General features: G+C 72.9%; 25 protein-coding genes and 1 tRNA gene. 16 read left to right on the forward strand and 10 right to left on the reverse strand.

The window, feature by feature from the left end:
• Positions 1–78: 78 nt before the first annotated feature.
• From ACFWFR_RS05075 to ACFWFR_RS05095, 5 genes are all read left to right on the forward strand, one after another.
• Positions 79–2,115 (forward strand): glycoside hydrolase family 15 protein, encoded by a 2,037-nt coding sequence (locus ACFWFR_RS05075; RefSeq protein ID WP_377621618.1) that lies wholly within the window; start codon positions 79–81, stop codon positions 2,113–2,115.
• Positions 2,116–2,196: 81 nt separating this feature from the next.
• Positions 2,197–3,057 (forward strand): alpha/beta fold hydrolase, encoded by an 861-nt coding sequence (locus ACFWFR_RS05080; protein ID WP_377621620.1) that lies wholly within the window; start codon positions 2,197–2,199, stop codon positions 3,055–3,057.
• Positions 3,050–3,646, forward strand: coding sequence for a TetR/AcrR family transcriptional regulator (locus ACFWFR_RS05085; RefSeq protein ID WP_377618965.1), 597 nt, complete (start codon positions 3,050–3,052; stop codon positions 3,644–3,646). The genes ACFWFR_RS05080 and ACFWFR_RS05085 overlap by 8 nt, the downstream gene beginning before the upstream one ends.
• A 46-nt stretch (positions 3,647–3,692) precedes the next feature.
• Positions 3,693–4,136: a hypothetical protein gene (locus ACFWFR_RS05090; RefSeq protein ID WP_377621622.1), complete on the forward strand. Its 444-nt coding sequence runs from the start codon at positions 3,693–3,695 to the stop codon at positions 4,134–4,136.
• 31 nt (positions 4,137–4,167) lie between these two features.
• A complete protein-coding gene (locus tag ACFWFR_RS05095) occupies positions 4,168–4,389 on the forward strand; it encodes a hypothetical protein (RefSeq protein WP_377621623.1) in 222 nt (73 codons plus the stop codon).
• A 76-nt stretch (positions 4,390–4,465) separates the two neighbouring features.
• On the opposite strand, the gene ACFWFR_RS05100 is transcribed toward ACFWFR_RS05095, so the two are convergent.
• The 3 genes from ACFWFR_RS05100 to ACFWFR_RS05110 are packed head-to-tail and all read right to left on the reverse strand — an operon-like array spanning position 4,466 to position 7,300.
• Positions 4,466–5,872, reverse strand: a complete 1,407-nt coding sequence (locus ACFWFR_RS05100; RefSeq protein WP_377621625.1) for a cystathionine beta-synthase — start codon at positions 5,870–5,872, stop codon at positions 4,466–4,468.
• Positions 5,873–5,879: 7 nt separating this feature from the next.
• Positions 5,880–6,371, reverse strand: a complete 492-nt coding sequence (locus tag ACFWFR_RS05105) for a hypothetical protein (protein WP_377621626.1) — start codon at positions 6,369–6,371, stop codon at positions 5,880–5,882.
• 59 nt (positions 6,372–6,430) lie between these two features.
• Positions 6,431–7,300 carry a Bax inhibitor-1/YccA family protein gene (locus ACFWFR_RS05110; protein WP_377621628.1) on the reverse strand — a complete coding sequence of 290 codons (870 nt, stop codon included), beginning with the start codon at positions 7,298–7,300 and terminating at the stop codon, positions 6,431–6,433.
• A gap of 286 nt (positions 7,301–7,586) precedes the next feature.
• Between ACFWFR_RS05110 and ACFWFR_RS05115 the strand changes: the two genes are divergently transcribed.
• The 5 genes from ACFWFR_RS05115 to ACFWFR_RS05135 all read left to right on the forward strand — a co-directional run bounded on the left by ACFWFR_RS05115 (position 7,587) and on the right by ACFWFR_RS05135 (position 13,110).
• Positions 7,587–8,561: an ABC transporter ATP-binding protein gene (locus ACFWFR_RS05115; RefSeq protein ID WP_191800308.1), complete on the forward strand. Its 975-nt coding sequence runs from the start codon at positions 7,587–7,589 to the stop codon at positions 8,559–8,561.
• Positions 8,558–9,442 carry an ABC transporter permease subunit gene (locus tag ACFWFR_RS05120; RefSeq protein WP_191800310.1) on the forward strand — a complete coding sequence of 295 codons (885 nt, stop codon included), beginning with the start codon at positions 8,558–8,560 and terminating at the stop codon, positions 9,440–9,442. The genes ACFWFR_RS05115 and ACFWFR_RS05120 overlap by 4 nt, the downstream gene beginning before the upstream one ends.
• Positions 9,443–9,507: 65 nt before the next feature.
• Positions 9,508–10,950, forward strand: a complete 1,443-nt coding sequence (locus ACFWFR_RS05125) for a sensor histidine kinase (protein WP_377621630.1) — start codon at positions 9,508–9,510, stop codon at positions 10,948–10,950.
• 128 nt (positions 10,951–11,078) lie between these two features.
• A complete protein-coding gene (locus ACFWFR_RS05130) occupies positions 11,079–11,723 on the forward strand; it encodes a response regulator transcription factor (protein WP_197486996.1) in 645 nt (214 codons plus the stop codon).
• A 106-nt stretch (positions 11,724–11,829) separates the two neighbouring features.
• Entirely contained in the window at positions 11,830–13,110 is a 1,281-nt protein-coding gene (locus tag ACFWFR_RS05135; protein ID WP_377621632.1) for an alpha/beta hydrolase family protein, read from the forward strand.
• Between the two features lie 87 nt (positions 13,111–13,197).
• Here the strand turns inward: ACFWFR_RS05135 and ACFWFR_RS05140 are convergent, their stop codons facing one another.
• Positions 13,198–16,407, reverse strand: a complete 3,210-nt coding sequence (locus ACFWFR_RS05140; RefSeq protein ID WP_377621634.1) for an efflux RND transporter permease subunit — start codon at positions 16,405–16,407, stop codon at positions 13,198–13,200.
• A 166-nt stretch (positions 16,408–16,573) separates the two neighbouring features.
• Here ACFWFR_RS05140 and ACFWFR_RS05145 point away from each other — a divergent pair, with 166 nt between their 5' ends.
• The gene (locus tag ACFWFR_RS05145) at positions 16,574–17,080 is read left to right on the forward strand and encodes a MarR family winged helix-turn-helix transcriptional regulator (RefSeq protein ID WP_191800318.1); all 507 of its coding nucleotides are present in this window, start codon (positions 16,574–16,576) and stop codon (positions 17,078–17,080) included.
• A gap of 79 nt (positions 17,081–17,159) precedes the next feature.
• On the opposite strand, the gene ACFWFR_RS05150 is transcribed toward ACFWFR_RS05145, so the two are convergent.
• The gene (locus ACFWFR_RS05150) at positions 17,160–18,395 is read right to left on the reverse strand and encodes an MFS transporter (protein ID WP_377621636.1); all 1,236 of its coding nucleotides are present in this window, start codon (positions 18,393–18,395) and stop codon (positions 17,160–17,162) included.
• A 96-nt stretch (positions 18,396–18,491) separates the two neighbouring features.
• Here ACFWFR_RS05150 and ACFWFR_RS05155 point away from each other — a divergent pair, with 96 nt between their 5' ends.
• Complete coding sequence (locus ACFWFR_RS05155; protein WP_377621638.1) at positions 18,492–19,046, forward strand: MarR family winged helix-turn-helix transcriptional regulator; 555 nt, start codon at positions 18,492–18,494, stop codon at positions 19,044–19,046.
• Positions 19,047–19,137: 91 nt separating this feature from the next.
• The gene (locus ACFWFR_RS05160) at positions 19,138–19,776 is read left to right on the forward strand and encodes a winged helix-turn-helix domain-containing protein (RefSeq protein ID WP_354508712.1); all 639 of its coding nucleotides are present in this window, start codon (positions 19,138–19,140) and stop codon (positions 19,774–19,776) included.
• A 32-nt stretch (positions 19,777–19,808) separates the two neighbouring features.
• Here the strand turns inward: ACFWFR_RS05160 and ACFWFR_RS05165 are convergent, their stop codons facing one another.
• Positions 19,809–20,039, reverse strand: a complete 231-nt coding sequence (locus tag ACFWFR_RS05165) for a hypothetical protein (RefSeq protein ID WP_377621641.1) — start codon at positions 20,037–20,039, stop codon at positions 19,809–19,811.
• A 17-nt stretch (positions 20,040–20,056) separates the two neighbouring features.
• Here ACFWFR_RS05165 and ACFWFR_RS05170 point away from each other — a divergent pair, with 17 nt between their 5' ends.
• Both ACFWFR_RS05170 and ACFWFR_RS05175 read left to right on the forward strand, forming a co-directional pair.
• Positions 20,057–20,596 carry a ClpP family protease gene (locus tag ACFWFR_RS05170; RefSeq protein ID WP_377621652.1) on the forward strand — a complete coding sequence of 180 codons (540 nt, stop codon included), beginning with the start codon at positions 20,057–20,059 and terminating at the stop codon, positions 20,594–20,596.
• A complete protein-coding gene (locus ACFWFR_RS05175) occupies positions 20,596–21,201 on the forward strand; it encodes an ATP-dependent Clp protease proteolytic subunit (protein ID WP_377621643.1) in 606 nt (201 codons plus the stop codon). Before ACFWFR_RS05170 ends, ACFWFR_RS05175 begins: the two co-directional genes overlap by 1 nt.
• 76 nt (positions 21,202–21,277) lie before the next feature.
• On the opposite strand, the gene ACFWFR_RS05180 is transcribed toward ACFWFR_RS05175, so the two are convergent.
• Positions 21,278–22,039: a DUF6882 domain-containing protein gene (locus ACFWFR_RS05180; protein WP_377621645.1), complete on the reverse strand. Its 762-nt coding sequence runs from the start codon at positions 22,037–22,039 to the stop codon at positions 21,278–21,280.
• Between the two features lie 209 nt (positions 22,040–22,248).
• Positions 22,249–22,677 (reverse strand): helix-turn-helix domain-containing protein, encoded by a 429-nt coding sequence (locus tag ACFWFR_RS05185; RefSeq protein ID WP_377621647.1) that lies wholly within the window; start codon positions 22,675–22,677, stop codon positions 22,249–22,251.
• Between the two features lie 154 nt (positions 22,678–22,831).
• Here ACFWFR_RS05185 and ACFWFR_RS05190 point away from each other — a divergent pair, with 154 nt between their 5' ends.
• Positions 22,832–23,227 carry a VOC family protein gene (locus ACFWFR_RS05190; protein ID WP_377621649.1) on the forward strand — a complete coding sequence of 132 codons (396 nt, stop codon included), beginning with the start codon at positions 22,832–22,834 and terminating at the stop codon, positions 23,225–23,227.
• A gap of 6 nt (positions 23,228–23,233) precedes the next feature.
• Here ACFWFR_RS05190 and ACFWFR_RS05195 read toward each other — a convergent pair.
• Positions 23,234–23,307, reverse strand: a tRNA-Leu gene (locus ACFWFR_RS05195).
• A 63-nt stretch (positions 23,308–23,370) separates the two neighbouring features.
• Entirely contained in the window at positions 23,371–24,225 is an 855-nt protein-coding gene (locus tag ACFWFR_RS05200) for an oxygenase MpaB family protein (RefSeq protein WP_377621650.1), read from the reverse strand.
• Between the last annotated feature and the right edge of the window lie 61 nt (positions 24,226–24,286).

Here is a 24,286-nt window from a genome sequence, read left to right on the forward strand (position 1 = left end):
CCGCGCGCTCCCGGGTGCGCTCCGCCGTCGGGCACCGCTCCACCTGACAACCGCCGCCCGGAGGCGCACGCTGGCTGGATGAACGCTCCGCGTGCCGATCGCGAGACCACCCAGGACGCCCCGCCCCCGGCCGCCCCGCTCGCCCCGGCCGACTCCGCCCGGCCGGTCGACGCGGGCGACGGGCTCGACTCGCCCGTGACGCACGCGGGCGGCGCCCAGGTGCCGAGCGGGCGACGCTCAGCGTTCCCCGGGATCGCGGAGTACGCGTTCCTGTCCGACTGCGAGTGCAACGCGCTCGTGGCCCCGAGCGGCGCGATCGAGTGGATGTGCGTGCCGCGCCCCGACGCGCCCAGCATCTTCGCGGCCGTGCTCGACCGGGGGGCGGGCTCGTTCCGCGTGGGACCGTACGGTGCACGGGTGCCCGCGGCCCGCCGCTACGTGCCGGGCACGCTCGTGCTCGAGACGACGTGGCAGACGCCGACGGGCTGGCTCGTCGTGCGCGACGCGATGCTCATGGGGCCCTGGCACAACGTCGACGAACGCTCGCGGACGCACCGGCGCACGCCCACGGACTGCGACGCCGAGCACATGCTGCTGCGCACGATCGTGTGCGTCAACGGCACGGTGGACGTCGAGGTCGTGTGCGAACCGCTCCCGGACTACGGGCGCGAGGCCGCCCGGTGGGAGTACGAGGGGCCCACGTACAGCACGCTCGTGACCCGCTCGCCCCTCACGGCGAGCCCGGACCTGCGCCTGAGCGGCAGCCTGCGGCTCGGCATCGAGGACCGTCGCGCGCAGGGTCGCACACGCATGAGCGCGGGCGAGACCGCGTACGTGACGCTGTCGTGGTCGGACCGCCCGACGCCCGGGACCTGGCCCGAGGCCGCCGACGCCATGGGCCGCACCGAGCAGTACTGGCGCGACTGGATCACGCAGGGCGTCTTCCCCGACCACCCGTGGCGCTCGTACCTCCAGCGCAGCGCGCTCACGCTCAAGGGGCTCACGTACGCACCGACCGGGGCGCTGCTCGCCGCCGCGACCACGTCGCTGCCCGAGGCGCCCCAGGGCGAGCGCAACTGGGACTACCGCTACGCGTGGGTCCGCGACTCGACGTTCGCGCTGTGGGGCCTGTACACGCTGGGTCTCGACCGCGAGGCCGACGACTTCTTCGCGTTCGTGCACGACGTGTGCCGCGACGGGCGCGAGCTGCAGATCATGTACGGCGTGGGGGGCGAGACCGAGCTGACCGAGAGCGCGCTCGACCACCTCGCGGGGTACGACGACGCGCGGCCCGTCCGGGTCGGGAACGCCGCCTACGACCAGCAGCAGCACGACATGTGGGGAGCGGTGCTCGACTCGGTGTACCTGCACGCCAAGTCGCGCGAGCAGCTACCCGAGTCGCTGTGGCCCGTCCTCAAGGCCCAGGTCGAGGAGGCCGCCGAGCACTGGCGCGAGCCCGACCGGGGACTGTGGGAGATCCGCGGCGAGCCCCAGCACTTCACGTCGTCCAAGGTCATGTGCTGGGTCGCGCTCGACCGCGGTGCCCGGCTGGCCCGGATGTACGACGAACCCGACTACGCCGACCAGTGGCAGACCGTGGCCGACGAGATCCGGGCCGACGTGCTCGAGCACGGCGTCGACTCGCGGGGCGTGCTCGTCCAGCGTTACGGCGCCGACGCCCTGGACGCGTCGCTGCTGCTCGTCCCGCTCCTGCGGTTCCTGCCGCCCGACGACCCGCGCGTGGTCGCGACCGTGGACGCGATCGCGAGCGAGCTCACGGTCAACGGGCTCGTGCTCCGGTACCGCACCGACGAGACCGACGACGGGCTCTCGGGCGAGGAGGGGACGTTCACGATCTGCTCGTTCTGGCTGGTGTCCGCGCTGGTCGAGGTCGGCGAGCTCGACCGGGCGCGCGTGCTGTGCGAGCGGCTGCTGTCGTTCGCGAGCGAGCTCGACCTGTACGCGGAGGAGATCGACCCGCACTCGGGCCGGCACCTGGGGAACTTCCCGCAGGCGTTCACGCACCTGGCACTCATCAACGCGGTCGTGCACGTGGTGCGGGCCGAGGAGCGGCGCGACGACGCGGGGCACTTCGAGGCGGCCCGCCGACGCTGACGGGCTCTCCTGGCGAGGGCGACGAACCGACCCGCGCGACCCTCTTGCGCACCCGTGGCTAATGGCATTAGCCTAGACGCTATGAGCACTCACCAGACCGTGGAGTTCCTCCCCCGCCCCGAGGGGCGCATCGCGTACACCGTGACCGGCACGGGCCCGCTCGTAGTCGCCGTCCCCGGCATGGGCGACCTGCGCTCGACCTACCGCGACCTCGTGCCCCCGCTCGTGGCCGCGGGCTACCGCGTCGCCGTGACCGACCTGCGGGGCCACGGCGACAGCGACACGACCTTCCGCACGCACGGCGACGTCGCGACGGGCCAGGACCTCTTGGCGCTCGTCGAGCACCTGGGCGGTCCCGCCGTCCTGGTCGGGAACTCGATGGGAGCCGGGGCCGCGACCTGGGCCGCCGCCGAGCAGCCCGACGCCGTCGTGGGCCTCGTCCTCCTCGGCCCCTTCCTGCGGGACCCGGCCGTGAGCGCCGCACGCGCCCGGGCGAACCGGTGGCTCTACCGGGTCACCCTGGCCCGCCCCTGGGGCGCGGCCGCGTGGGCCGGCTTCTACTCGTCGCTGACCAAGGGGCGCAAGGCCCCGTGGCATGCCGAGCACGTCGCCGCGCTCCGCACCTCGATGCGCGAGCCGGGTCGCCTGCGCAGCTTCCGCGACCTCGCGCTCGCCCTCACGCACGCACCCGTCGAGGCACGCCTCCGCGAGGTCGAGGCCCCCGCGATCGCCTTCATGGGGTCGCTCGACCCCGACTTCTCGGACCAGGCCGCCGAGCTCGCCTGGATCGAGGAGTCGATCGGCGCGCAGGGCCACCTGGTGCCCGACGTCGGGCACTACCCGCAGCACCAGTCCCCCGAGGTCGTCGCACCCGCGACCCACGCGGTCCTCGACGGCCTGCGCTCGTCCGCGGGTGCGCACGGCTGGGTCGCCCGTGGCTAGGGCGGGCCTGAGCCGCGAGGCGGTCACGGCCCTCGCGCTGCGGGTCGTGGACGACGGCGGCCCGCAGGGCTTCGCCGACCTGTCCCTCGCGAAGGTCGCCGCGGCGGCCGGGGTCGCGACCCCGAGCCTCTACAAGCACGTCGGCTCGCTCGCGGACCTGCGGCGGTCGGTCGCCGTCGTCGCGGTCGACGACCTCACGCGCGCTGCGGCAGGGGCGACGATCGGCCGCTCGGGCCCGGACGCGCTCGCCGCGCTCGCGCACGCGATCCGCGACTTCGCGCGCGAGCACCCGGGGCGGTACGCCGCGACCCAGGTCGCTCCCGACCTCGGCGCGGGCGCCGACGACCCGCTCTCGCTCGCGGCCGCCGAGTCCGTCGCGGTCGTCGCGGCAGTTCTGCGCGGGTTCGGCCTCCCGGAGGCCTCGACGGTCGACGCCATCCGCGCGGTGCGGTCGGCGGTCCACGGGTTCGTCTCGCTCGAGCTCCAGGGCGGGTTCGGCATGCCCGACGACGTCGACCACAGCTTCGAGGTCCTCGTCGGTCTGCTCGTGGCCGGGATCGAGGACCTCGCCCGCCCCGCACAGCCCTGACCTGACCTGAAGTCCCCCACCGCCGCACCGCCGAAGGAGAGCCGCCATGGACGCACCGTCGATCGACCGGGCACGGCCCGACCAGGGGCTCGTCCGCCCCCGCACCGGGGCGGTGCTGCTCGCGGTCGCAGGCGTCCTCTTCCTCGCGTTCCCGCTCCTGCGTCCTTGGGTCCCCGAGGACGTCGCCACCCCGGAGCTCGCGACCGCGTTCGCCTCGGGGCGCTGGATCGCTGCACATCTGTGCGGTGCGGCCGGCTTCCTCCTCCTCCCCGCCGTCCTCCTCGCGCTGCGCGAGAAGCTCGTCGGGACGCGGGGCCAGGCTCCGGCGTCGGGCGCGGTCGTCACGAGCTGGCTCGGGGCGGGCTCGTCCTGCCGTACTTCGGCGCGGAGATCTTCGGGATCCACGCCGTCGCGCGCGACGCGCTCACGACGGGCAGCCCCGACCTCCTGGCGACGGTCGAGGCGATCCGGCTGCAACCGGTCGCGATGACGCTGTTCGGCGGGGGCTGCTCGCGGTCGGCGTGAGCGGCGTGCTCGTGGCCGTGGCGGCGTGGCGCGGCGGTCTCGCACCGCGGTGGGCGGGGATCGTGCTCGCGGCGGGCCTCGCGACCTACCTGCCGCAGTTCTTCGCCCCGCCCGCGGGAAGGGTCGCGCACGGCGTGCTGCTGGCCGTGGGCTGCTGGCTCGTGGCATGGACGATGCGCGGGCCCGCCGACCGCGACGACCCCGCCCGCCGAGGGTGACGGCTGGCGTCCCCTCGACGGGCGGTTCCGCCGTCCCCGACGGGCAGGTCCGTCACCCTCGACGGACGTGTACGGCTCAGTGCGCCAGGAAGCCCAGCAGGTCGTGGCGCGTGAGCACCCCGACCGGGTCGCCGTCGTCGATCACGAGCAGCGCGTCGGCGTCGTGCAGCGCCGAGCGGATCGCCGCGACGCCCTCGCCCGCCCCGATGAGCGGGAACCGCGCCTCCATGTGCTTGTCCACACGGTCGGCGAGCGATGCCTTGCCCGAGAACACCGCGTCGAGCAGGGCCCGCTCGCTCACGGCCCCCGCGACCTCGCCGATCTTGACGGGCGGCTCGGCCCCGACGACCGGCATCTGCGAGACGCCGTACTCGCGCAGGATCTCGATCGCGTCGCGCACGGTCTCACCCGGGTGGGTGTGGACGAGGCTGGGGAGCTGCCCGCTCTTGGTGCGCAGCATGTCCCCCGCGGTCACGCCCTCCTCGGCGTCGAGGAACCCGTAGGACCGCATCCAGGAGTCGTTGAAGATCTTGGACAGGTAGCCGCGCCCCCCGTCCGGCAGGATCACGACGATCACGGCGTCCGCCGCGGCCTGGGGGTCCTCGTCCTCGAGCCGCTGGGCCAGCCGCAACGCCGCGACGACGGCCATGCCGCACGAGCCGCCCACGAGCAGCCCCTCCTCGCGCGCGAGCCGCCGCGTCATCTCGAACGAGTCGGCGTCGCTCACGGCGATGATCTCGTCAGGGACGGTCGGGTCGTACGCGGCGGGCCAGAAGTCCTCGCCCACGCCCTCGACCAGGTAGGGGCGACCGTCGCCGCCCGAGTAGACGGACCCGGCGGGGTCGGCGCCCACGACGTGCACCCGGCCGCCGGCCTCGGCCTCCCGAGATACGGACGTGTCCTTGAGGAACCGGCCGGTCCCCGTGATGGTCCCGCCCGTCCCGACGCCCGCCACGAGGTGCGTGACACGGCCGTCGGTGTCGGCCCAGATCTCCGGGCCCGTGCTCTCGTAGTGGGACGCGGGGCCGTTCGGGTTGGCGTACTGGTTGGGCTTCCAGGCCCCGGGGATCTCGGCGACGAGCCTGTCCGAGACCGAGTAGTAGGAGTCGGGGTGGTCGGGGGCCACGGCCGTGGGGGTCACGACGACGCGCGCCCCGTAGGCCGCCAGGACGTCGCGCTTGTCCTGGCTCACCTTGTCGGGGCAGACGAACACGCAGTCGTACCCCTTGCGCTGGGCGACGAGAGCGAGCCCGACCCCGGTGTTCCCCGAGGTGGGCTCGACGATCGTGCCACCGGGTGCGAGCTCTCCGGAGGCCTCGGCGGCCTCGATCATCTTGAGTGCGATGCGGTCCTTCACGGAACCGCCCGGGTTGAGGTATTCGACCTTGGCGAGGATCGTCGCAGAGAGGCCGTCGGTCACCGATCCGAGCCGGACCAGGGGTGTCCCGCCGACGAGGTCAGAGATGTGGTGTGCGAACTTCATGCACCGATCATGCGCTGCCGAGGGCCATCCCGCCCAGCACGGCACACAGGGCGACCGCGACCCCGAGGACCACGACGAGCAGGGGACGGTCCGCGGCGTCGCGCGCGAAGTACCGCCCGACGGCGCCGCTCAGCCCTCCCGCCACGGCCAGGTACAGCACCGAGGCCAGGGCGACGCCGCTCGTCGCGGTGCCCGGGTTCCCCGTCGCGGTGCTCAGCAGCGAGCCGAGCACCATGAAGCTCCAGATGCCGGCCCCGACGAAGCCGAGGACGAAGAAGAGCGTGGTCGCCTTGCGGTCGTCCCACTCGCGCGAGATGCGGTGCCCGAGCCAGGCGACGACCGCGCCGGCCGTGAGCATCACGAGCAGGATGACGACCGCGGCGACGGTGATCCACGCGACGGCGTTGGGGAGGCTGCGGCCCACGAGGAGCCCGTACGGCACCTGGAGGGCGAGCAGCGTGAAGGCAGCCAGCACCAGGCCGGCGGCAAAGACCGGCACCCGCGTCGGAACGGGTTCCGAAGCGGGTGCCGGGGACTTCTTCCGGGCGTCGGCCAAGATCAGTCGTTGCCCTGCAGGATCGCGAACAGGCGCAGGAACTCGAGGTACAGCCAGATGAGCGTGACCATGAGACCGAACGCGGCCGACCAGGCGAACTTGGCGGGGACGCCGCCCTCGACGCCGCGCTTGATCGAGTCGAAGTCGACGATGAGCGAGGCGGCCGCGAGACCGACCGCGACGAGCCCGACGATGATGCCGAGCGTGCCGCCACGTGCGCCCCAGCCGTCGAGGACGCCCGTCATGATGAGGACCAGGTTGATGAGCGAGAAGGCCAGGTAGCCGACCATCGCGATGAGCAGCCAGCGCGTGAACTTGGGCGTGACGCGCACCTTGCCGGACTTGAAGAGGAAGAGGGCGGCGGTGAACGTCACGACGGTCGCGAGGACGGCCTGGAGCACGACGCCGTCGAACTGCGTGTTGTAGAACGCGCTGATGCCACCCAGGAACGCGCCCTGCGCGATCGTGTACGCCACGATGAGGGCGGGGCTCGGGCTCTTCTTGAACGCGTTGACCAGACCCAGGACCAGGCCGACGATCGCGCCGCCGATCCACAGGAAGGGCATGGTGTCGACGAGCTGCCAGCTCGCGGCGCCCACGACGACGAGCAGGGCGAGCAGCCCACCGGTCTTGATGATGACGTCGTCGTACGTCAGGCGCTTGGTGTCCGCGGTCGTCGCGGTCGGCGCGTTGTACATGGCGTCGAGCGTCGCGGCGTCGGCTGCCTGCGCACCGTAGCTGCCGTACTGCGCCTGCTGCGGCGGCGTGCCGTACGCGGGGTTCTGCTGGATGGTGCCCGCAGCCCCCTGGTTGGTGCGCGCGCGCTTGGGCTCGCCGAAGATGGCGCTGTTGTTGAAGACGGGGTTGCTCATGCTTCCTCCTGGTCGCGGCGTCCAGTGCCCTCTGGCGAGGCGGGTGTCGCTGGCCGTGTTTCCATCCTATGCAACGAGCGGGTTCGCGCCGGTGTTCCCGCGAGGTTCGTCCGACTTTTCCACCCGCTCGCGGCGCGCGATCGCTCCCCTGGTCGACGACGTCATCCTTGCGGCGTACGCGAGCCCGTCGTGAAGATCGACCGTGCGGGGGCATCGCTGCCGGCGTCCCGGTCCCTAGGCTGGAGGACGTACGAGCCACCACACGCAACCCACCCGAGGGGCGAGCATGATCGAAGCACGAGGCCTGACCAAGCGGTACGGGCCCAAGACAGCTGTCGACGGGATCTCCTTCACCGTCCAGCCCGGCCAGGTCACGGGCTTCCTGGGCCCGAACGGCGCCGGCAAGTCGACCACGATGCGCATGATCATGGGGCTCGACCGCCCGACGGCCGGCACCGTGACCGTCAACGGGCAGCCGTACGCCGCGCACCGTTCGCCCCTGACCGAGGTCGGGGCCCTCCTGGACGCCAAGGCCGTGCACACTGGCCGCAGCGCCTACAACCACCTCCTCGCGATGGCGGCCACGCACAACATCCCGAAGACCCGCGTGCAGGAGGTCATCGAGATGACCGGCCTGCAGTCGGTCGCGAAGAAGCGCGTCGGCGGCTTCTCGCTCGGCATGGGCCAGCGCCTGGGCATCGCGTCCGCGCTGCTCGGCGACCCCAAGACGCTCATCCTCGACGAGCCCGTCAACGGCCTCGACCCCGAGGGCGTCCTGTGGGTCCGCAACCTGGCCCGGTACCTCGCGTCCGAGGGCCGGACGGTCTTCCTGTCCAGCCACCTCATGAGCGAGGTCGCGCTGACCGCGGACCACATCATCGTGATCGGCAAGGGGCGCATCATCGCGAACGCGCCCGTCAAGGACATCGTCGACGGCGGCGCCCAGCACACGGTCCGTGTCCGCACCCCGCAGGCCACGCAGCTCGCCGAGCTGCTGACCCGTGACGGCGCGACCGTCACGTCGGACGAGCCCAGCCTGCTCCAGATCACGGGCGTCGAGGCGCCCGGCATCGGCGAGCTCGCCGCGGCGTCGGGCATCGTCCTGCACGAGCTCACGCCCGTGACCTCGACCCTCGAGGAGGCGTACATGCTCCTCACCGCCGACTCGGTCGAGTACCAGACCGAGTCCGCGACCCAGCACGTGGGCCACGGCGTCGACGCTCCGGCCGACGCCCCGATCTCCGAAGGAGCCCAGCGATGACCGCCGCCACCGTCTCCGCAGCACGCCCGACGGCGCAGCGCGCCCCGTCCGCCCGTCTCACCTTCGGCGGAGTCCTCAAGTCCGAGTGGATCAAGCTCTGGACCCTGCGCTCGACCGTGTGGACGCTCGCGATCACGGTCGTGGTCATGGTCGGGATCGCGCTGATGTTCGCCGCGATCCTGAACATCCCGGACGTCGAGGCGGGCGGGGGCGACGGCTCGTCCATGTCGGACTTCTTCCCGTCCGCGACGATCGTGACGATCGGCTACTCGGTCGGGCAGCTCGCGATCGCCGTGCTCGGCGTGCTGGCCATCACGGGCGAGTACTCGACGGGCATGATCCGTTCGACGTTCTCCGCGGTCCCGCGCCGCCTGCCGGCGTTCTTCGCCAAGCTGGCCGTGCTCTTCGTGACGAGCTTCGTCGTCACGCTCCTCGGTGTCGGCCTCTCGGCCCTCGTCACGGCCCCGCTGCTGTCGAACCAGGGCATGGCCCTGGACCTCGGGTCGAGCGACAACGTGCGCATCCTGATCGGGGCGGCGCTCTACGTGGCGACCATCTCGGCGCTCTCGCTCGGCATCGGTGCGCTGCTCCGCAGCACCGCGGGCGCGATCTTCACGGTCGTCGGCCTGCTCATGGTGGTCCCGCAGATCCTGTCGATCGTCGCGATGGCCACGGGCAACAAGGTCGTGGAGAACATCTACAAGTTCCTGCCGGGGGTGGCCGGAGAACGACTCCTCGCCACCGGCGGGTCGATCGACCCCATGACCGGGGCTTCCTCCTCGGGCGCGCTCGAGCCGTGGGTCGGCTACGGCGTCCTCGCCGGCTGGACCGTCCTGGTCCTGGTCGTCGCCGCGGTGATGCTCAAGCGTCGGGACGCCTGACCATCTCCCGCACCGCGCACAGCCCGGCGCCGGACCACGAGACCCGTGGTCCGGCGTCGGGCGCTGTGCGTCCCGGGGCTCCGAGCAACCCCGGTGCCGGCAGGGCACCCAAGCCCTCCCCCCGGCCGCGCTCGGGCAGCATCGCGGTCTTCACCGAGCTCGACGCGCGCAAGCTCGGACCGGTCCGCCGGTACTTCGTCCGTCACCCGGTCGTCATGGACTGGTTCGTCGCGGCCTGGTTCACGGTCCCCGGCCTCCTGACGACCCTGCTGCCGCCCGAGCACGCGCGCTACGGCGTCGCCGCCGCGACGCTCGCGGGCGGCGCCGTGCTGCTGTGGCGTCGGCGCAACCCGCTCCTGACCGCAGCGGCCATCGGGGTCCTCGCGGTCCTCACGATCGCCCTCAGCGGCGACTCGGCAGGCTTCGAGCTCGCGGTCGCGTTCGCGATCTACGCGGTCGCGACGACCTACCGCCCGGTCGTGGCGTGGAGCGTGCTCGGGGCCCTGGTCCTGACCGTGTGCACCGCAGAGATGATCTGGTACGACTTCGCGGTCAGCGAGTCCGGCGCGATCGTGCGCGCCGAGGTGAGCAGCGGTGAGGTCACGGGGTCACGGGTCGCGGCCGTCGCGATCACTCTCACGTTCGCGCTGCTGGGCATCGCGATCGGGTCGAGCGTGCGCGGCCGGCGTCTGCACGTCGCGGACCTCGTGGACCGTGCGAACGCGATCGCGCGCGACCGCGACCAGCAGGCGCAGCTCGCGGCCGCCGCAGAGCGGGCGAGGATCTCGCGCGAGATGCACGACGTCGTCGCGCACAGCCTGACCGTGATGGTCGCGCTCGCCGACGGAGCCAAGGCGCTGGGGGCCAAGGACCCCGAGCTCGCGGGCCAGGCGCTCGACGAGCTGACCGAGACGGGCCGGGCCGCGCTCGCCGACATGCGCCGGGTCCTGGGGGTCCTGCGCGACCCCGACGGCTCGGTCGCCCCCCTCACGCCCACCGCCGACGTGCCGACCATGGAGGACATCGCGGAGCGCTTCCGGCACGCGGGCCTGCCCGTGCGTCTCGTGCGGGTGGGCGTCCAGCCGGACCCCGACCCGGGGCTGCGTCAGGCGGCGCACAGGATCGTGCAGGAGTCGCTGACCAACGTCCTGCGCTATGCGCCCCTGACCCCCATGGTCGTGGTCGAGATCGCCCGGCGTGACGCGGGCGAGGTCGACGGTGGAGACTGGCTCGTGATCACGGTCACCAACAAGGCGGGGCGCGCACCGGGCGGGACGGCCCGGGACGGGGCGGACGCCCGCCCCCTGCCCGCGGGCATCGCGGGCGACCAACCCATCGGCACAGGAAGAGGGATCATCGGGATGCGCGAACGTGCGGCCTTCTACGGGGGGACGGTCACGGCCGGTCCCACGGGCTCGGGCTGGGAGGTCGTGGCGAGGCTGCGCCTCGACGGCACGGGGAGCGACCACGCGTCCCGGCCCGACGGCGGCACGGGGGCCCCGCTGTGAGCCTCCCGTCCACGAGGGGGCCGGGCGGCTCGGACGAGAGTGCCGAGGACGGCGCCCGGACGTCCGTGCCGCACGACGCCACGCACCCGGTCCGGGTCCTGCTCGTCGACGACCAGTCGCTGCTGCGCATGGGTTTCCGCATGATCCTTGCCGCCGAGGACGACATCGAGGTGGTCGGCGAGGCGAGCGACGGCGAGACCGCGTTCGCCCAGGCCACGGCCCTGCGCCCCGACGTGATCCTCATGGACGTGCGCATGCCGGGCGTCAACGGGATCGACGCGACCGAGCGGATCGTCGCCGAGCTGCCCGCGAGCCGGGTCATCATCCTCACGACGTTCGACCTCGACGAGTACGCGTTCGCGGCGCTGCGCGTGGGTGCGAGCGGGTTCCTCCTCAAGGACGCGCGGCCGGCCGAGCTCGTCGGCGCGATCCGCAACGTCGCGAGCGGCGACGCCGCGGTCTCGCCCCGGGTCACGCGCCGGATGCTCGAGATGTTCGCGGGCTACCTGCCCGAGGACGCGCACGCACAGGGTGCTGCGGGTCCCGGGCACGGTGTCGACGACCCGCGCCTGCGCGAGCTGACCGCGCGCGAGCTCGAGGTCTTCGCCGCGCTCGGCGAGGGGCTGTCGAACGCCGAGATCGCGGCGCGCTTCGTGGTCTCGGAGGCCACCGTCAAGACGCACGTGGGTCGGGTGCTCGGCAAGCTCGGACTCCGCGACCGGGTCCAGGCCGTGGTGCTGGCCTACGAGACGGGCGTGGCCCGCCCGAGCTGAGCGACGCCGTCGGGCCCCGGCTGGTGAGCGCCCGTGTTCAGGGGGATCGTCGGAGAGGACCCGACGCCCGTCGGCTCCGCCGCGCACGCCGCACGAGGGGACCGCCATGCCCGCTCACCACGACCCGTTCGACGCCGGGTTCTCCGGCGACCGCGACCGGGACTACGAGATCCGCACCGTCCTGGGCGGCGCCACGAACGGGACGGCGGACGTGGGCGAGGTCCTCGCGGCCGTCGCGCACGTCCGCGACAAGGACCACCAGGGGTGGTTCGACGCGTGGCACGCGCTCGGCGACCGCGTGGCCGGGATCGCCACGGACGCGGCAGCCGCCGGGCACGACGCGAGCGCTGCCGCCGCGTTCCTGCGTGCGTCCGCGTACTACGCGGTCGCGGTCGACGCGGTCGCGGCCCTCGGCAGCGACGACCTGCTCCTGTCCACCTTCCGCAAGCACCGCGCCGCGTGGGACCGGTGGGTCGGGACGAGCGGGCTCGACGTCGAACGCGTCGACGTCCCGTACGAGGGCACGACCCTGCCCGGCTACCTCTTCCACGCCCCCCGGATGCCTGGCGGCTCGACGACCGGCGACGCGGGGCGCGGGCCCGCTGGTCCGCGACCTCTCCTGGTCGCGGTCAACGGGTCCGACGGCTCGTTGACCGCGATGTGGAACGCGTGCGCGGCGGGAGCCCTGCGTCGCGGCTACCACGCGTTCGTGTTCGACGGCCCGGGGCAGCAGTCGATGCTGTTCGAGCACGGCACGCCCTTCCGGTACGACTTCGAGGCGGTCCTGACTCCCGTGCTCGACGCCCTCGTGGACCGACCGGACGTGGACGCGCAGCGGGTCGCCGTCTACGGCTCGAGCCAGGCCGGGTACTGGGTGCCGCGGGCGCTCGCGTTCGAGCACCGCCCCGCGGCGGCCGTGGTCGATCCCGGGGTCGTCGAGGTCGCGGCCTCGTGGACGACGACGATGCCGAAGGCTCTCCTCAAGCTTCTCGACGAGGGCAAGGACCACGCGTTCGACCGGGACATGGACCTGGGCCTGCGCCTGTCGAAGGGCACGGCGGCCACGTGGCGGTTCCGTTCGCGGCCGTACGGCGTCGAGGGCTACGCCGCGACGCTCCGCGCGGTCCAGAAGTACGACCTGCGGGACGTCGCCGCCCGCATCACCACGCCCCTGCTCGTAACGGCCCCCGAGGGCGAGCAGTTCTGGCCCGGCCAGTCCGAGGAGCTCGTCCGGCTCGCGCCCGACGTCGCGACCCTCGTGCGGTTCACCGCCGCCGAGGGGGCGAGCCTGCACTGCCAGCCCCTCGCCCGCGCCCTGACCGAGCAACGGGTCTTCGACTGGCTCGACGAGGCGCTCGCCCCGGTGCTCGTGGCCGACGAGCGGTGAGCACACCGAGGCCCGCCCGTCCGGGAAGGACGGGCGGGCCTCGGTGTGCTGAGCCCTCGCGGGGCCGTGCGCAGGACGCAGCGAGAATCAGACCGCGGGCTCGACCTCCGGCTTCTCGGTGGTCCTGCCGACGAGCTCGGCGGCCTCGGCGTCACGCTTCGCGGCGCGCCTGGACGCCCGCTTCTCGCCCGCGCGCTCGGCGATCGTGTAGAGCACGGGCACCACGACGAGCGTGAGCAGCGTCGAGGACAGGAGCCCGCCGATCACGACGAGGGCGAGCGGCTGCGAGATGAACGAGCCGCCGCCCGTGATGCCGATCGCCATGGGCGTGAGCGCGAAGATCGTCGCCGCGGCCGTCATGACGATGGGGCGCAGCCGCTGGCGCGAGCCCTCGAGCACGGCCTCGTCCAGCCCCCGCCCCTGCTGGCGGTACTGGTTGATGAGGTCGATGAGGACGATCGCGTTCGAGACCACGATCCCCACCAGCATGAGCATGCCGATGAGCGCCGGCACACCGAGCGGCGTGCCGGTCGCGAGCAGCAGGAGCAGCGCACCGGTCGCGGCGAAGGGGATCGACACGAGCAGGATGAACGGCTGCAGCAGGCTGCGGAACGTCGCGACCATGACGAGGTAGACGATCGCGATCGCGACCAGGAGCGCGAGGCCCAGGTCGGCGAACGCGTCGGCCTGCTGGGTCGCGACGCCGCCGAGCTCGACGGTCGCCCCGCCCGGCAGGTCGAGGTCGTCGATCGCGGCCGTGAGGGCCGTCGTGAGCGTGCCGAGGTCCTGGCCCGCGGGCGTGACCGCGATGGTCGCGCTGCGCTCGCCGTTGACCCGGGAGATCGACGTGGGGACCTCGACCTCGTCGATGCTCGCGATCTGCGTGAGCGGGACGACGCCCGCGGCCGTGGGCACCACGAGCGCCTCGAGCTCGTCGACCGTGGCAGGAGCCTGCCCGACGGCGACGCGCACCTGCACGGGGCCGTCACCGAGGTTCACGCTGCCCACGGGCGAGGGCGACATGAGGCTCGCGACGGTCCCCGCGACCTGGGTCTCGGTGAGCCCGACGGCGGCTGCCGCGTCCCGGTCGACCGTCACTTGGATCGTGGACTGCGCGCTCGCGAGGTTGTTGGTGACCTCGGACGCGCCCTCGGTGTCCTCGGCGAGCTGCTGGACCTGGTCGGCCGCGTCGGCCAGCGTCTCGGTGTCGGGAGCACGGACCACGAGGTCGACGGTCGAGCTGCCGAACGCCGCGTCGGCGCCCGCGACCGTGATGCCCTCGGAGTCCTCGCCACCCAGGTCGGCGACCGCGTCACGGACCTCCTGCTGCGCCGCGACGCCGTCGGCGTCGGCCGAGAGCGTGAGCGAGAACGTGGCCTTCGGCGACCCTCCGCCGCCGAAGAACGCGGCCTCGGGGCCGCCCGCGGTACCGACGGTCGTCTGGACGGTGTCCACGGACTCGAGGTCCATGAGCGCCTGCTCGACCTCACGAGCCGCGGCGTCCTGCGTCGCCAGGGACGTGCCCGGTGCGAAGGACTCGGTGACCGTGATCGTGTCCTGACCGGAGTCGCCCAGGAAGTTGGTCTCGAGGCGCGGCACGAGCGCTACCGTGCCCGCGAGGACCGCGACCGCGACCGTCAGGGTGATGGCGGGGTGGCGCAGCGCGGCGCCCAGCGTCGGCAGGTAGCCGCGCTGCCACAGCCCGCGGCGCTCCTTGAGCTCGGCCGCCTCGCGGGCCTGCTCCGCCACGATCCGAGCCTGCTCGGGGTCGGCCGGGACCGCGGGGGCCTTGATGAACCAGTAGGCCAGGACGGGGACGATCGTCAGCGCGACGAGCAGCGACGCCGTCATGGCGATCGCGACCGTCATGGCGAACGGACGGAAGAGCTCGCCGACCATGCCGCCGACCAGCGCGATGGGCAGGAAGACCGCGACGGTGCAGACGGTCGAGGCCGTGATCGCGCCGCCGACCTCCTTGACCGCGGTGAGGATCGCGGTGGTCTTCTTCTCGCCGTAGGACAGGTGTCTCTTGATGTTCTCGATCACGACGATCGAGTCGTCGACCACGCGGCCGATCGCGACCGTCATGGCCCCGAGGGTCAGGATGTTCAGGGTGTACCCGGTCGCGTTCATGACGATGAACGTGACGAACAGGGACAGCGGGATCGAGACCGCCGAGACGAGGGTCGAGCGCAGGGACGTGAGGAACAGCAGGATCACGACGACCGCGAACACCAGGCCGAGGAGGCCCTCGGTCGCGAGGCCCTCGATGGACTCCTCGATGAACGGGGCCTGGTCGAACACGACCTCGACGCGCACGTCGCTCGCCTCGAGGGCGCCGTCCATGTCCTCGATCGCGGTCTGGATCGCGTGCGAGACCTCGACAGTGTTGCCGGCCGGGGTCTTGGTGATCGCCACGGCAAGCGCGGGCTCGCCGTCGAGGCGCGAGTAGGAGGTCGCGGGCTGCGGGCCCACGGTCACGGTCGCGACGTCGCCCAGGGTCACGGGCGTGCTCGGAGCGATCCCGGCTGCGGCGCCCGCGGCGGACGCGGCCGGCGAGGCGACGAGCGGCAGGTTGATCAGGTCGTCGGCGCTCGTGACCGCCGAGCCGACCTGGACGGACAGGGTGCGGTCGCCCGCGGCGACCGTCCCGGCCGGGACGACCACGCCGTTGTCCTGGAGGATCGTGGTGACCTGGGCCGGGCTCAGGCCCGCGGCGGCGAGAGCCGCGACGTCGAGGTCGATCGTGACCTGCTGGTCGGCGACGCCGCTGACCGCGACGCTGCGCACGTCCGCGACCTCCTCGAGCGCGGGCACCACGACGCTGTCGACCGTCTGGGCGAGCGCTGCCTCGTCGGCTCCCCCGGAGACGGCGAGCTGGATCACGGGGAGGTCGTCGACCGAGCCGGTCACGACGGTCGGGTCCACGTCGGCGGGCAGCTGGCTGCTCACGCGCGTGACCGCGGTCTGGAGCTGCTGCGCGGCGAGGTCCATGTCGGTGCCGTACGTGAACTGCACGGTCGTCACGGACATGCCGGTCGAGGAGCTCGACGTGACGTCCTCGACGCCGTCGACTCCGCGGGCGGCGGTCTCGAGGGGGGTCGTGACCTGCTGCTCGACGATCGCCGGGGCAGATCCGGGGTACACGGCGACGACGGCGGCGGTGGGGATCTGCAGGCTCGGGATGAGCTCCTGCTTGAGCGATCCCATGCTGACGACGCCGAACACGGCTATCGCGATCGTGGCGAGCGCGACGACGGCGCGGTTCGCCAACGACGTTCGGGCGAGACGGAACACGGGGCCTCCAGGGCACGGTGGATTGTCACGACGTCGTCGTCGCGGGGTCGTTAGCCTAACGCTAAGCAATTACGAGAAGTTCCCGTGTCCCACCAGCCGGGAAACCGCAGGTCACGGCCCCTCAGGGGGCCAGGGCGCCCGCCGCGCCTCCGATAGAGTCGGCCGCGTGACCCCGTCCCCCGACCCCGACCGCGCCCGGCTCGAGCACGAGCTCGTCGAGGCGCAGCGCGCCCTGCAGGAGCTCGTCCTCGCGCGACGCCTCGAGCCGCTCATGCGCACGCACCTGACGGCCCAGCAGATGCGCGCCCTGGGGATCCTGCTCATCGACGGCGAGCGCAGCACGACCCACCTCGGCGAGGTCCTGGGAGTCAGCCCCGCCACGATCTCCGGGATCGTCGACCGGCTCGAGGCCGCCGGCATGGCGTCCCGTCGCGCCGACCCCGAGGACGGGCGCGTCCGCCTCGTGGCCGCGACCGAGCGCGGTGCCGAGGCGGTGCGCAGCATCGTCGCGAACGACGGGCCCGCGGGTCCCGAGACGCTCGCACTGCTCACGGTCCCCGAGCTCGAAGGGCTCAAGGCGGGCCTCGGCGGGCTCCTGCGCGTCGTGCGCGAGGGTGGCGCGCGGGCCCCGGAGACCCCCGCCCAGGACACCTCGCACCCGGGCGAGCAGTAGGCGCGGGGCGGGCTGCGCCGTCGGGCCGGCGGCAGGCGCGTCCCCCCACGGATGCCCGACGGCGCCTCCCGCCTACCGCTCAGATCTCGCCGAGCGCTTCCTCGGGCGTCCCCTCGACGGCCCGCGCACGACGGTTCCAGCGCGACCACAGGATCGACTCCCCCAGCTCTCCTGCCATCCTGTGGGCGGTCGCGAGGAACGCGACGACCCCGACGAGGAGCACGCCCGCGCCGACCCAGTACGGGACCGAGAGGCCGACCGGGTGGAGCAGGCCCGCGATCACGGGAGCCGGGGCCGCGAAGCCCCACCGGACCAGGTTGAAGGCACCGGTGGTCACGCGCCGGTCGGGGCTGCCGAGCGCGAGCGAGAGGTCGGTCAGGTTCGCGTTCGCGATGCCCATGAACACCCCGGCGACCACCAGGACGACGACCGACCCGGCCGTGCCGAGGTCGAGCGCGAGGGCCACCGTGGCCAGGAGCACGCCCACGACGGCGATCCCCATGGTCTGGACGGCACCGACCGTGTGCGCGAGCCTGTGCCCCACGACGAGGATGCCGAACGCGAGCCCGATGCCCCAGGCCGTGAAGACGAGGCCGAGCGGGATGACGTCGAGACCCAGGAACACCGGCGTGTAGCCCAGGATGATGAAGAACACGAAGTTGTAGGCCGCGGTCACGATGCACAGCGCCCGGAAGCCGGGCTTGCGGAAGAGCGCGAAGACCTGGCCCACGTGGAGCGGGGCCGGCTTCTCGGCCGGGTCCTTGAGACGTGTGATCGACAGCGCGAGCGCGACGATCATGAACAGGCCGCACGCGAGGAACGGGATGCGCCAGCTGAACTGGCCCAGCAGCCCGCCGATGAGCGGGCCGACCGCGAAGCCCAGGCCCACGCAGGTCTCGAACAGCCCGACGACCCACTCGCGGTCGTTCGCGAGCGAGACGAGCAGGACCATCGCGGTCGCGAAGAACATCGCGTTGCCCAGTCCCCACAGCCCGCGCAGCGCGGCGAGCTGACCGATGTTCTGCGAGAGGGCCGCGAGGATCGCCGCGACGGCGACCAGGCTCACGCCCGCGCCGAGGACCTTCTTGTACCCGAACCTCCCGGTCGCGAGGACGGCCGGGATCATGCCGATCGCCATGACCGCGATGTAGGCCGTGAAGAGCAGCTCGATCTGCCAGGTGCTCGCGCCGATCTCCTGGCCGATGATCGGCAGGATCGGGTCGACCACGGCGATGCCCGCGATGGCGAAGAAGGCCGTGAGGGCGGTCGCGTAGATCGCGGTCTTGTTGGGCTCGTTCCTGGTGGTTCTGGACACACGTCCCCCGGGTCTGTGGGTGCTGGTGCGCGGGCCGCTGCGGCCTCGCTGGGAATTTACCTGCATCATGCAGATAACTACCTGTAGAATACACCCATGACAGTTGCTCGGGGTAACAGTTCTGTGGATCGCGTCGCCGAGGGCAACACCGGGGCGCCCGATCCGGCCGCGCGCGAGGTGCTCTCGACCATCGAGCTCGAGCTCGCCCAGCTCCTGCGACGCGCCGAACGGACGACGGCCGCAGGGCGCGCCAAGTCGGCCCGGGCGGGTGGGCCACCGAGCGGCTCCCTGGACAGGTCGGCCTACCTCCTGCTCCACGACCTCCTCGTCGACGGCGCCCAGAACGTCAACACCCTCGCCGACCACCTGGGCCTCGACGCGTCGACCGTGACCCGCCAGGTCGTCGCGATGGAGAAGGCCGGCCTCGCCCGCCGCACGCGCGACCCCGCGGACGGGCGCGCCGTCCTGGTCGAGGCCACGCCGCAGGGCATCGACGAGCTCGCCCGGCACCGCGAGATGCGCACCGAGCTCTACGCCGAGGTCCTGGCCGACTGGTCACGCCTCGACCGGGCGCTCCTGGGCGAGCTGCTCGAACGGCTCAACGACGACCTGGACGCCTACAAGCGCGGCGGGCGCAGGGTCACGGACTGACACCCCCTCCCGACGCCGTCGCCGAGAACTCCAAAGAACTCGTTGCAAAGAAACTCTTGCAAAGAGATCTTTGCATCGCTACGGTGGTGCCATGCCCACGAACCACGACTCCGAGCAGACGCCCGAGCCCCGCGCTCAGCGGCCCGTCGGCCCTGACGCGCTCAAGGCGCTGTCGCACCCGTTGCGGATCCAGATCCTCGATCTCCTGGGGCACCACAGCGCGCTGACCGCGAGCGGTCTGGCCGAGCTGCTCGGCGAGTCGAGCGGCGCCACGAGCTACCACCTGCGCCAGCTCGAGCGTCACGGGTTCGTCCAGGAGGTCCCGGGCCGCGGCACCGCGCGCGAGCGCTGGTGGGAGCGGGCGCCCGGCGGGTTCACCATCGAGCTGCCCGACGACGCGTCGGCGTCCGGCGGCGACAGCCAGGCCAACGTCATCGCGACCCTCGCGATCAACCGCGAGTTCGAGGCCATGCGGCAGCGCAAGATCATGGACTTCCTCGACGGCGCCCGCACCCTCGATCGCACCTGGCTCGAGTCCGGCGCCACGCTCGCGACGATCAACATGTGGCTCACCAAGGAGCAGCTCGCCGAGGTCCAGGCCGAGTGGCAACGCTTCAGCGACACGGTCCTCGACCGGTTCGCCGGTCAGCAGGACACCCCCGGGGCCCGCCCCGTCCAGGTCCACTTCAACGCGTTCCCCCTGATCAACGGCAAGGAGAACCCCTCATGAGCACCTACGCACCGACCCGCTCCGACCTCCGTTCACCGTCCCTGCGCGCGCTGCGCCCGAGCGACCGGTTCCTCGTCGCCGTGGGCGAGCGCCTCACGACCTGGGGCGAGCGCCGCGCTGCCGCGCACGCCCTGCAGGTCGTGCGCGGCACCACGCTCGACGCCGCCGCCGACGACCGCGCCCAGCTCACCGCTCGCCGTCTGGTACCAGGACGCCGCCGGCCCCGCCGCCCACCTCCCCGTTCGACGACCAGCTCTCCTCACGCCTGCTGCACCAGCGCATCGTGGTCCTCGGTACCGCCGTCGACGACGCCGTCGCGAACCGCGTGTGCGCGCAGCTCCTCCTGCTCTCCGCCGAGGACCCGCGTGCCGACATCGCGCTCTACATCAACTCTCCCGGCGGTTCGGTGAGCGCAGGCCTCGCGATCTACGACACGATCCAGCTCGTGCCCAACGACGTCAGCACGCTCGCGATGGGCTTCGCCGCGAGCATGGGGCAGTTCCTGCTGTGCACCGGCACCGCGGGCAAGCGCTACTCGCTCCCCCACACGCGCATCATGATGCACCAGCCCTCGGCCGGGATCGGGGGGACGGCCGTCGACATCGCGATCCAGGCCGAGAACCTCGAGTACACCAAGGGCCTCATGCACCGCCTCACGGCCGAGCACACGGGCCAGACCACCGAGACCGTCACGGCCGACAGCGACCGCGACCGCTGGTTCACGGCCGAGCAGGCCCTCGCCTACGGCATGGTCGACCACATCGTCGCGTCGGTCGACGACGTCCGCCCCACCGCCCACTCCCGGAAGGTCGGCCTCTGATGTCCACCTACACGATCCCGACGGTCGTCGAGCGCACCCCGCTCGGCGAGCGCGCGTTCGACGTCTTCAGCCGCCTCCTCTCGGAGCGCATCATCTTCCTCGGCACCGAGATCGACGACGGCGTCGCCAACGTCGTCATGGCCCAGCTCCTGCACCTCGAGTCCGACGCCCCCGACCAGGAGATCGGCCTCTACATCAACTCCCCGGGCGGGTCGATCACCGCGCTCATGGCCATCTACGACACCCTGCAGTTCATCCGCTCGGACGTCTCGACGATCTGCATGGGCCAGGCCGCGTCGGCCGCCGCGGTGCTGCTCGCCGCAGGGACGCCCGGCAAGCGGTTCGTGCTCGAGCACTCGCGGGTCCTGCTGCACCAGCCCTCGGGCGGCGCGGAGGGCACCATCTCCGACCTGACGCTCCAGGCCCAGGAGATCCTGCGCCTGCGCGCGGAGACCGAGCTCGTCCTGGCCCGGCACACGGGGCAGAGCGTCGAGCGGCTGCGCGCCGACACCGACCGCGACCGCATCTTCACGGCCCACCAGGCCGTGGAGTACGGGCTCGCCGACGCGGTGGTGACCTCGCGCAAGCTGTCGGTCGCGGCGTAGGTGCGTGACGCCGTCGGGCACGGTGGTCCCCCTGCCCGACGGCGTCGCTCACCGCGCGCGCCCGGCGAGCCTGGCGTCAGCGCTCCTTCTTGCGGCCGAACCACCCGCGACGCTCGGGCGCCGGCGCGGGTGCAGGCTCCGGCTCCGGGGCGGCCGTGAGCGTCGCCGACAGGTTCGTCAGACGCCCGTGACCGTCGAACGCGACCGTCACCTCGCCGTCGGACGCCCCGACGACGGCCGTCTGCTCGTCGAGCCAGCGGATGTCGAGGCCGCGCAGGACCGCGTACGCGCGCACCGCTCGGCGGTGGTCGGAGACCGTCGTGCTGCCGATCCCCTCCGGGATCACGCGCAGGACCCGCGGGACCGAGGCCGGCGAGAGCTCGAACCGCGGATGGGTCAGCAGGAACCACGCGCACGTCCCGCCTCCCGTGGGGGCCGCGAAGTGGGTGAAGTGGCCCGTGACGGCCTTGGCGGCGAGCGCGAGACGGTACGGGACTGCGTCGGTCAGGAGGATCTCGGCCGTGCTCAGCTCGAAGATGCCTCCCGAGACCCCGCGCTGGTGGACGTGTTCGGCCGCGGCAACGACGCCGTCCGGGAAGCTGTTGACGTTGTGCCAGCCCCACAGCCAGCTCTGCGTCCCCGGGGCCGCAGTACCCAGGAAGTGCGCCCCGCACACGAGCGGGACCTCGCTGTGGAAAGTAAGAGTGCCCGCCTGGAGGTCGGCGTCCCACGCGGACTCACCGCCCAGCTCGGCGAAGTGCACCTGGTGCTCGGTCGAGAGGATCACGGCGCGGTCGACGAGGTCCTGGAGGGTCGGGGCCGGGTTCGTCTGCGACATCCGTTCAGCACACCACCGACGAGCGCGGGGCGCGCGGCGAAACGGACAGATCGACGCGCGAGGAGGGCGGATTCACCCACGGCAGAATCCGGAGGGCGCGACCCTCGGAGCCGCGGTCGGCTGGTGCCGGGGCGGGGCGGGCCCGGGGCGGGGCGTCCGGTCATGGCACGGCCGTCGGGCTGCGCGGCCGCGTGAGCGTGCGGTGGTGATCAGGCCGCGAGCAGCAGGACCGTCGTGGTGGGCGTGGTGCTGCGCACCGGTGCCGCGCTGCGGCGCGGCGCCGTACCGAGCGCGTGGAGCTCGCGCGCGGCACGCGGGCGCGACGTGAGGCTGCGGCGCTCGACGCCCGCACGGCGGTTCGCCTCGGCGTCGAACTCGTCCTGGCTGCGCGCCAGCAGGTCGACCACGCGCAGGCCGAGCGCGCGGCAGATCGCAGCGAGCACCTCCGACGAGGCCTCCTTGCGGCCGCGCTCGACCTCCGAGAGGTACGCCGTCGAGACCTGGGCCGCGAGGGCGACGTCGAGCAGCGTGCGCGCCTGCTCGGTGCGCTCGGCCCGCAGGATCCCGCCCACGACGTGGCGCAGCAACGGTTCGGCGGTCCGGCGCTCGAAGAGCACCACCTGGCCTGCGGCTGCCATCGCGTGCTCCTTCGTCGCGGTCGTGGGCTCGGCGGCCCTCGTCCCCTCAACCTAGCGCCGACCCGCGTCGCGGAGGCCCGCAGGAGTGGCTCGTCTGCTGCTGGCGTAACGTGGGAACGACTCCGAGGAGACCTTCGCGAGAGGCGGCCCACCGATGTTCCGCACGCTCTTCCCCATCCTCGTCACGACCGACCTCGACCGGTCGCTCGGCTTCTACCGCGACCTCCTGCGCGGCACCGTGGAGTACCAGTTCCCTGCCGACGGCCCACCCGTCTACGTCTCGGTCGCCGTGGGCGACGCGTCGCTCGGGATCGGGGTCGACCGCGAGAGCACCGACGTCGGGCACGCTCACCTGTGGGTCACGGTCGACGACTGCGACCAGGCCGTGTCGCACCTGGCCGCGGCCGGCGTCGTCGTGGTCTCGCCGCCCGAGGACCAGCCGTGGGGCGAACGCGTCGCCCGGGTGCTGGACCCCGACGGCAACCAGGTGTCCCTCGGCCAGGTGGCCGCCGAGGACCCGGAGCCGGACGGGCCGACGGGGTTGTCGTAGGCAGGGTGCCCCCACTGGGACTCGAACCCAGACTGCGCCGATTTTAAGTCGGATGCCTCTGCCGATTGGGCTATGGGGGCCCGGGTGAGGATATCTCGGCGACGGCCAGGGACACCGCACGGCCCGCACGGCGCGCCCCTGCGCTACGACCCGGCCAGCGCCCAGCGGATCGCCTTCGTGACGGTCCGGCCACCCGCTCGCACGAGCACCGACTCGCCCCGCATCGGCCACCGCACCGGGATCATGCGCAGCGACCACGGGGGCAGCGACGCGACCGACGCCGCCCCCAGTGCCGCGTACGGGCCACGGGCGAGGAACGGGAGCGGCGGCTCGGAGAGCAGGAAGCGCGCGACGTCGTCGGACTCGGTGGTCCTCGCGAGCTGCGGGCGGAACTCCTCGAGAGCCCGCGCCATCTCGGCGCGCGAGCGCGGCGGGTCCACGGCCCCGAGCCGGTCCGCGATCGTCGCGGCCTGGGCCAGGTACTCGTCGCAGCCCGCGGCGTCGAGGGGACGCTCGCCGTAGCGCTGGTGCGCGGCGAGGAAGCTGTCGGCCTCGGCCACGTGGACCCAGCGCAGCAGCCAGGGGTCGTCGGCAGCGTACGGGCGACCGTCGGGAGCCGTGCCGCGCACGCGGACGTGCACCGAGCGGACCACGTCGATCGCCTGCTGCGCGTGCTCGACCGTCCCGAACGTCGTGACCGCGAGGAAGGTGCTCGTGCGGGCCAGGCGACCCCACGGGTCGCCGCGGTACCCCGAGTGCGCCGCGACCGCCGCCATGGCGAGCGGGTGCAACGACTGGAGCAGCAAGGCGCGCAGGCCGCCCACGAACATCGACGCGTCACCGTGGACGCGCGCGATCGCCGAGTCCGGTGCGAACCAGCGGGGGCCCGGGGTGTCGTGGATCCGAGAGCGCTCGGCCGGGCCGTCCGGGCCTGCGACACGCTCGAACAGGGCACGGCCCGCACGGGACCGCAGGTCGTCGACCACGCGAGTGCTCACCCGTCCATTGTGCGCGCCGGTCGGCGTCCCGGGACGCCGCGAGGGCGGCCCCTTCCGGGAC

It is taken from the genome of Oerskovia sp. NPDC060287 (genome assembly GCF_042726775.1).
GTDB lineage: Bacteria > Actinomycetota > Actinomycetes > Actinomycetales > Cellulomonadaceae > Oerskovia > Oerskovia merdavium.

Bases quoted from the DNA above. Each gene is read 5' to 3' on its own strand.
- ACFWFR_RS05075 (WP_377621618.1), top strand. From the start codon at position 79: ATGAACGCTCCGCGTGCCGATCGCGAGACCACCCAGGACGCCCCGCCC.
- ACFWFR_RS05080 (WP_377621620.1), top strand. From the start codon at position 2,197: ATGAGCACTCACCAGACCGTGGAGTTCCTCCCCCGCCCCGAGGGGCGC.
- ACFWFR_RS05090 (WP_377621622.1), top strand. From the start codon at position 3,693: ATGGACGCACCGTCGATCGACCGGGCACGGCCCGACCAGGGGCTCGTC.
- ACFWFR_RS05100 (WP_377621625.1), bottom strand. From the start codon at position 5,872: ATGAAGTTCGCACACCACATCTCTGACCTCGTCGGCGGGACACCCCTG.
- ACFWFR_RS05110 (WP_377621628.1), bottom strand. From the start codon at position 7,300: ATGAGCAACCCCGTCTTCAACAACAGCGCCATCTTCGGCGAGCCCAAG.
- ACFWFR_RS05115 (WP_191800308.1), top strand. From the start codon at position 7,587: ATGATCGAAGCACGAGGCCTGACCAAGCGGTACGGGCCCAAGACAGCT.
- ACFWFR_RS05120 (WP_191800310.1), top strand. From the start codon at position 8,558: ATGACCGCCGCCACCGTCTCCGCAGCACGCCCGACGGCGCAGCGCGCC.
- ACFWFR_RS05130 (WP_197486996.1), top strand. From the start codon at position 11,079: ATGGGTTTCCGCATGATCCTTGCCGCCGAGGACGACATCGAGGTGGTC.
- ACFWFR_RS05135 (WP_377621632.1), top strand. From the start codon at position 11,830: ATGCCCGCTCACCACGACCCGTTCGACGCCGGGTTCTCCGGCGACCGC.
- ACFWFR_RS05155 (WP_377621638.1), top strand. From the start codon at position 18,492: ATGACAGTTGCTCGGGGTAACAGTTCTGTGGATCGCGTCGCCGAGGGC.
- ACFWFR_RS05160 (WP_354508712.1), top strand. From the start codon at position 19,138: ATGCCCACGAACCACGACTCCGAGCAGACGCCCGAGCCCCGCGCTCAG.
- ACFWFR_RS05175 (WP_377621643.1), top strand. From the start codon at position 20,596: ATGTCCACCTACACGATCCCGACGGTCGTCGAGCGCACCCCGCTCGGC.
- ACFWFR_RS05180 (WP_377621645.1), bottom strand. From the start codon at position 22,039: ATGTCGCAGACGAACCCGGCCCCGACCCTCCAGGACCTCGTCGACCGC.
- ACFWFR_RS05185 (WP_377621647.1), bottom strand. From the start codon at position 22,677: ATGGCAGCCGCAGGCCAGGTGGTGCTCTTCGAGCGCCGGACCGCCGAA.
- ACFWFR_RS05190 (WP_377621649.1), top strand. From the start codon at position 22,832: ATGTTCCGCACGCTCTTCCCCATCCTCGTCACGACCGACCTCGACCGG.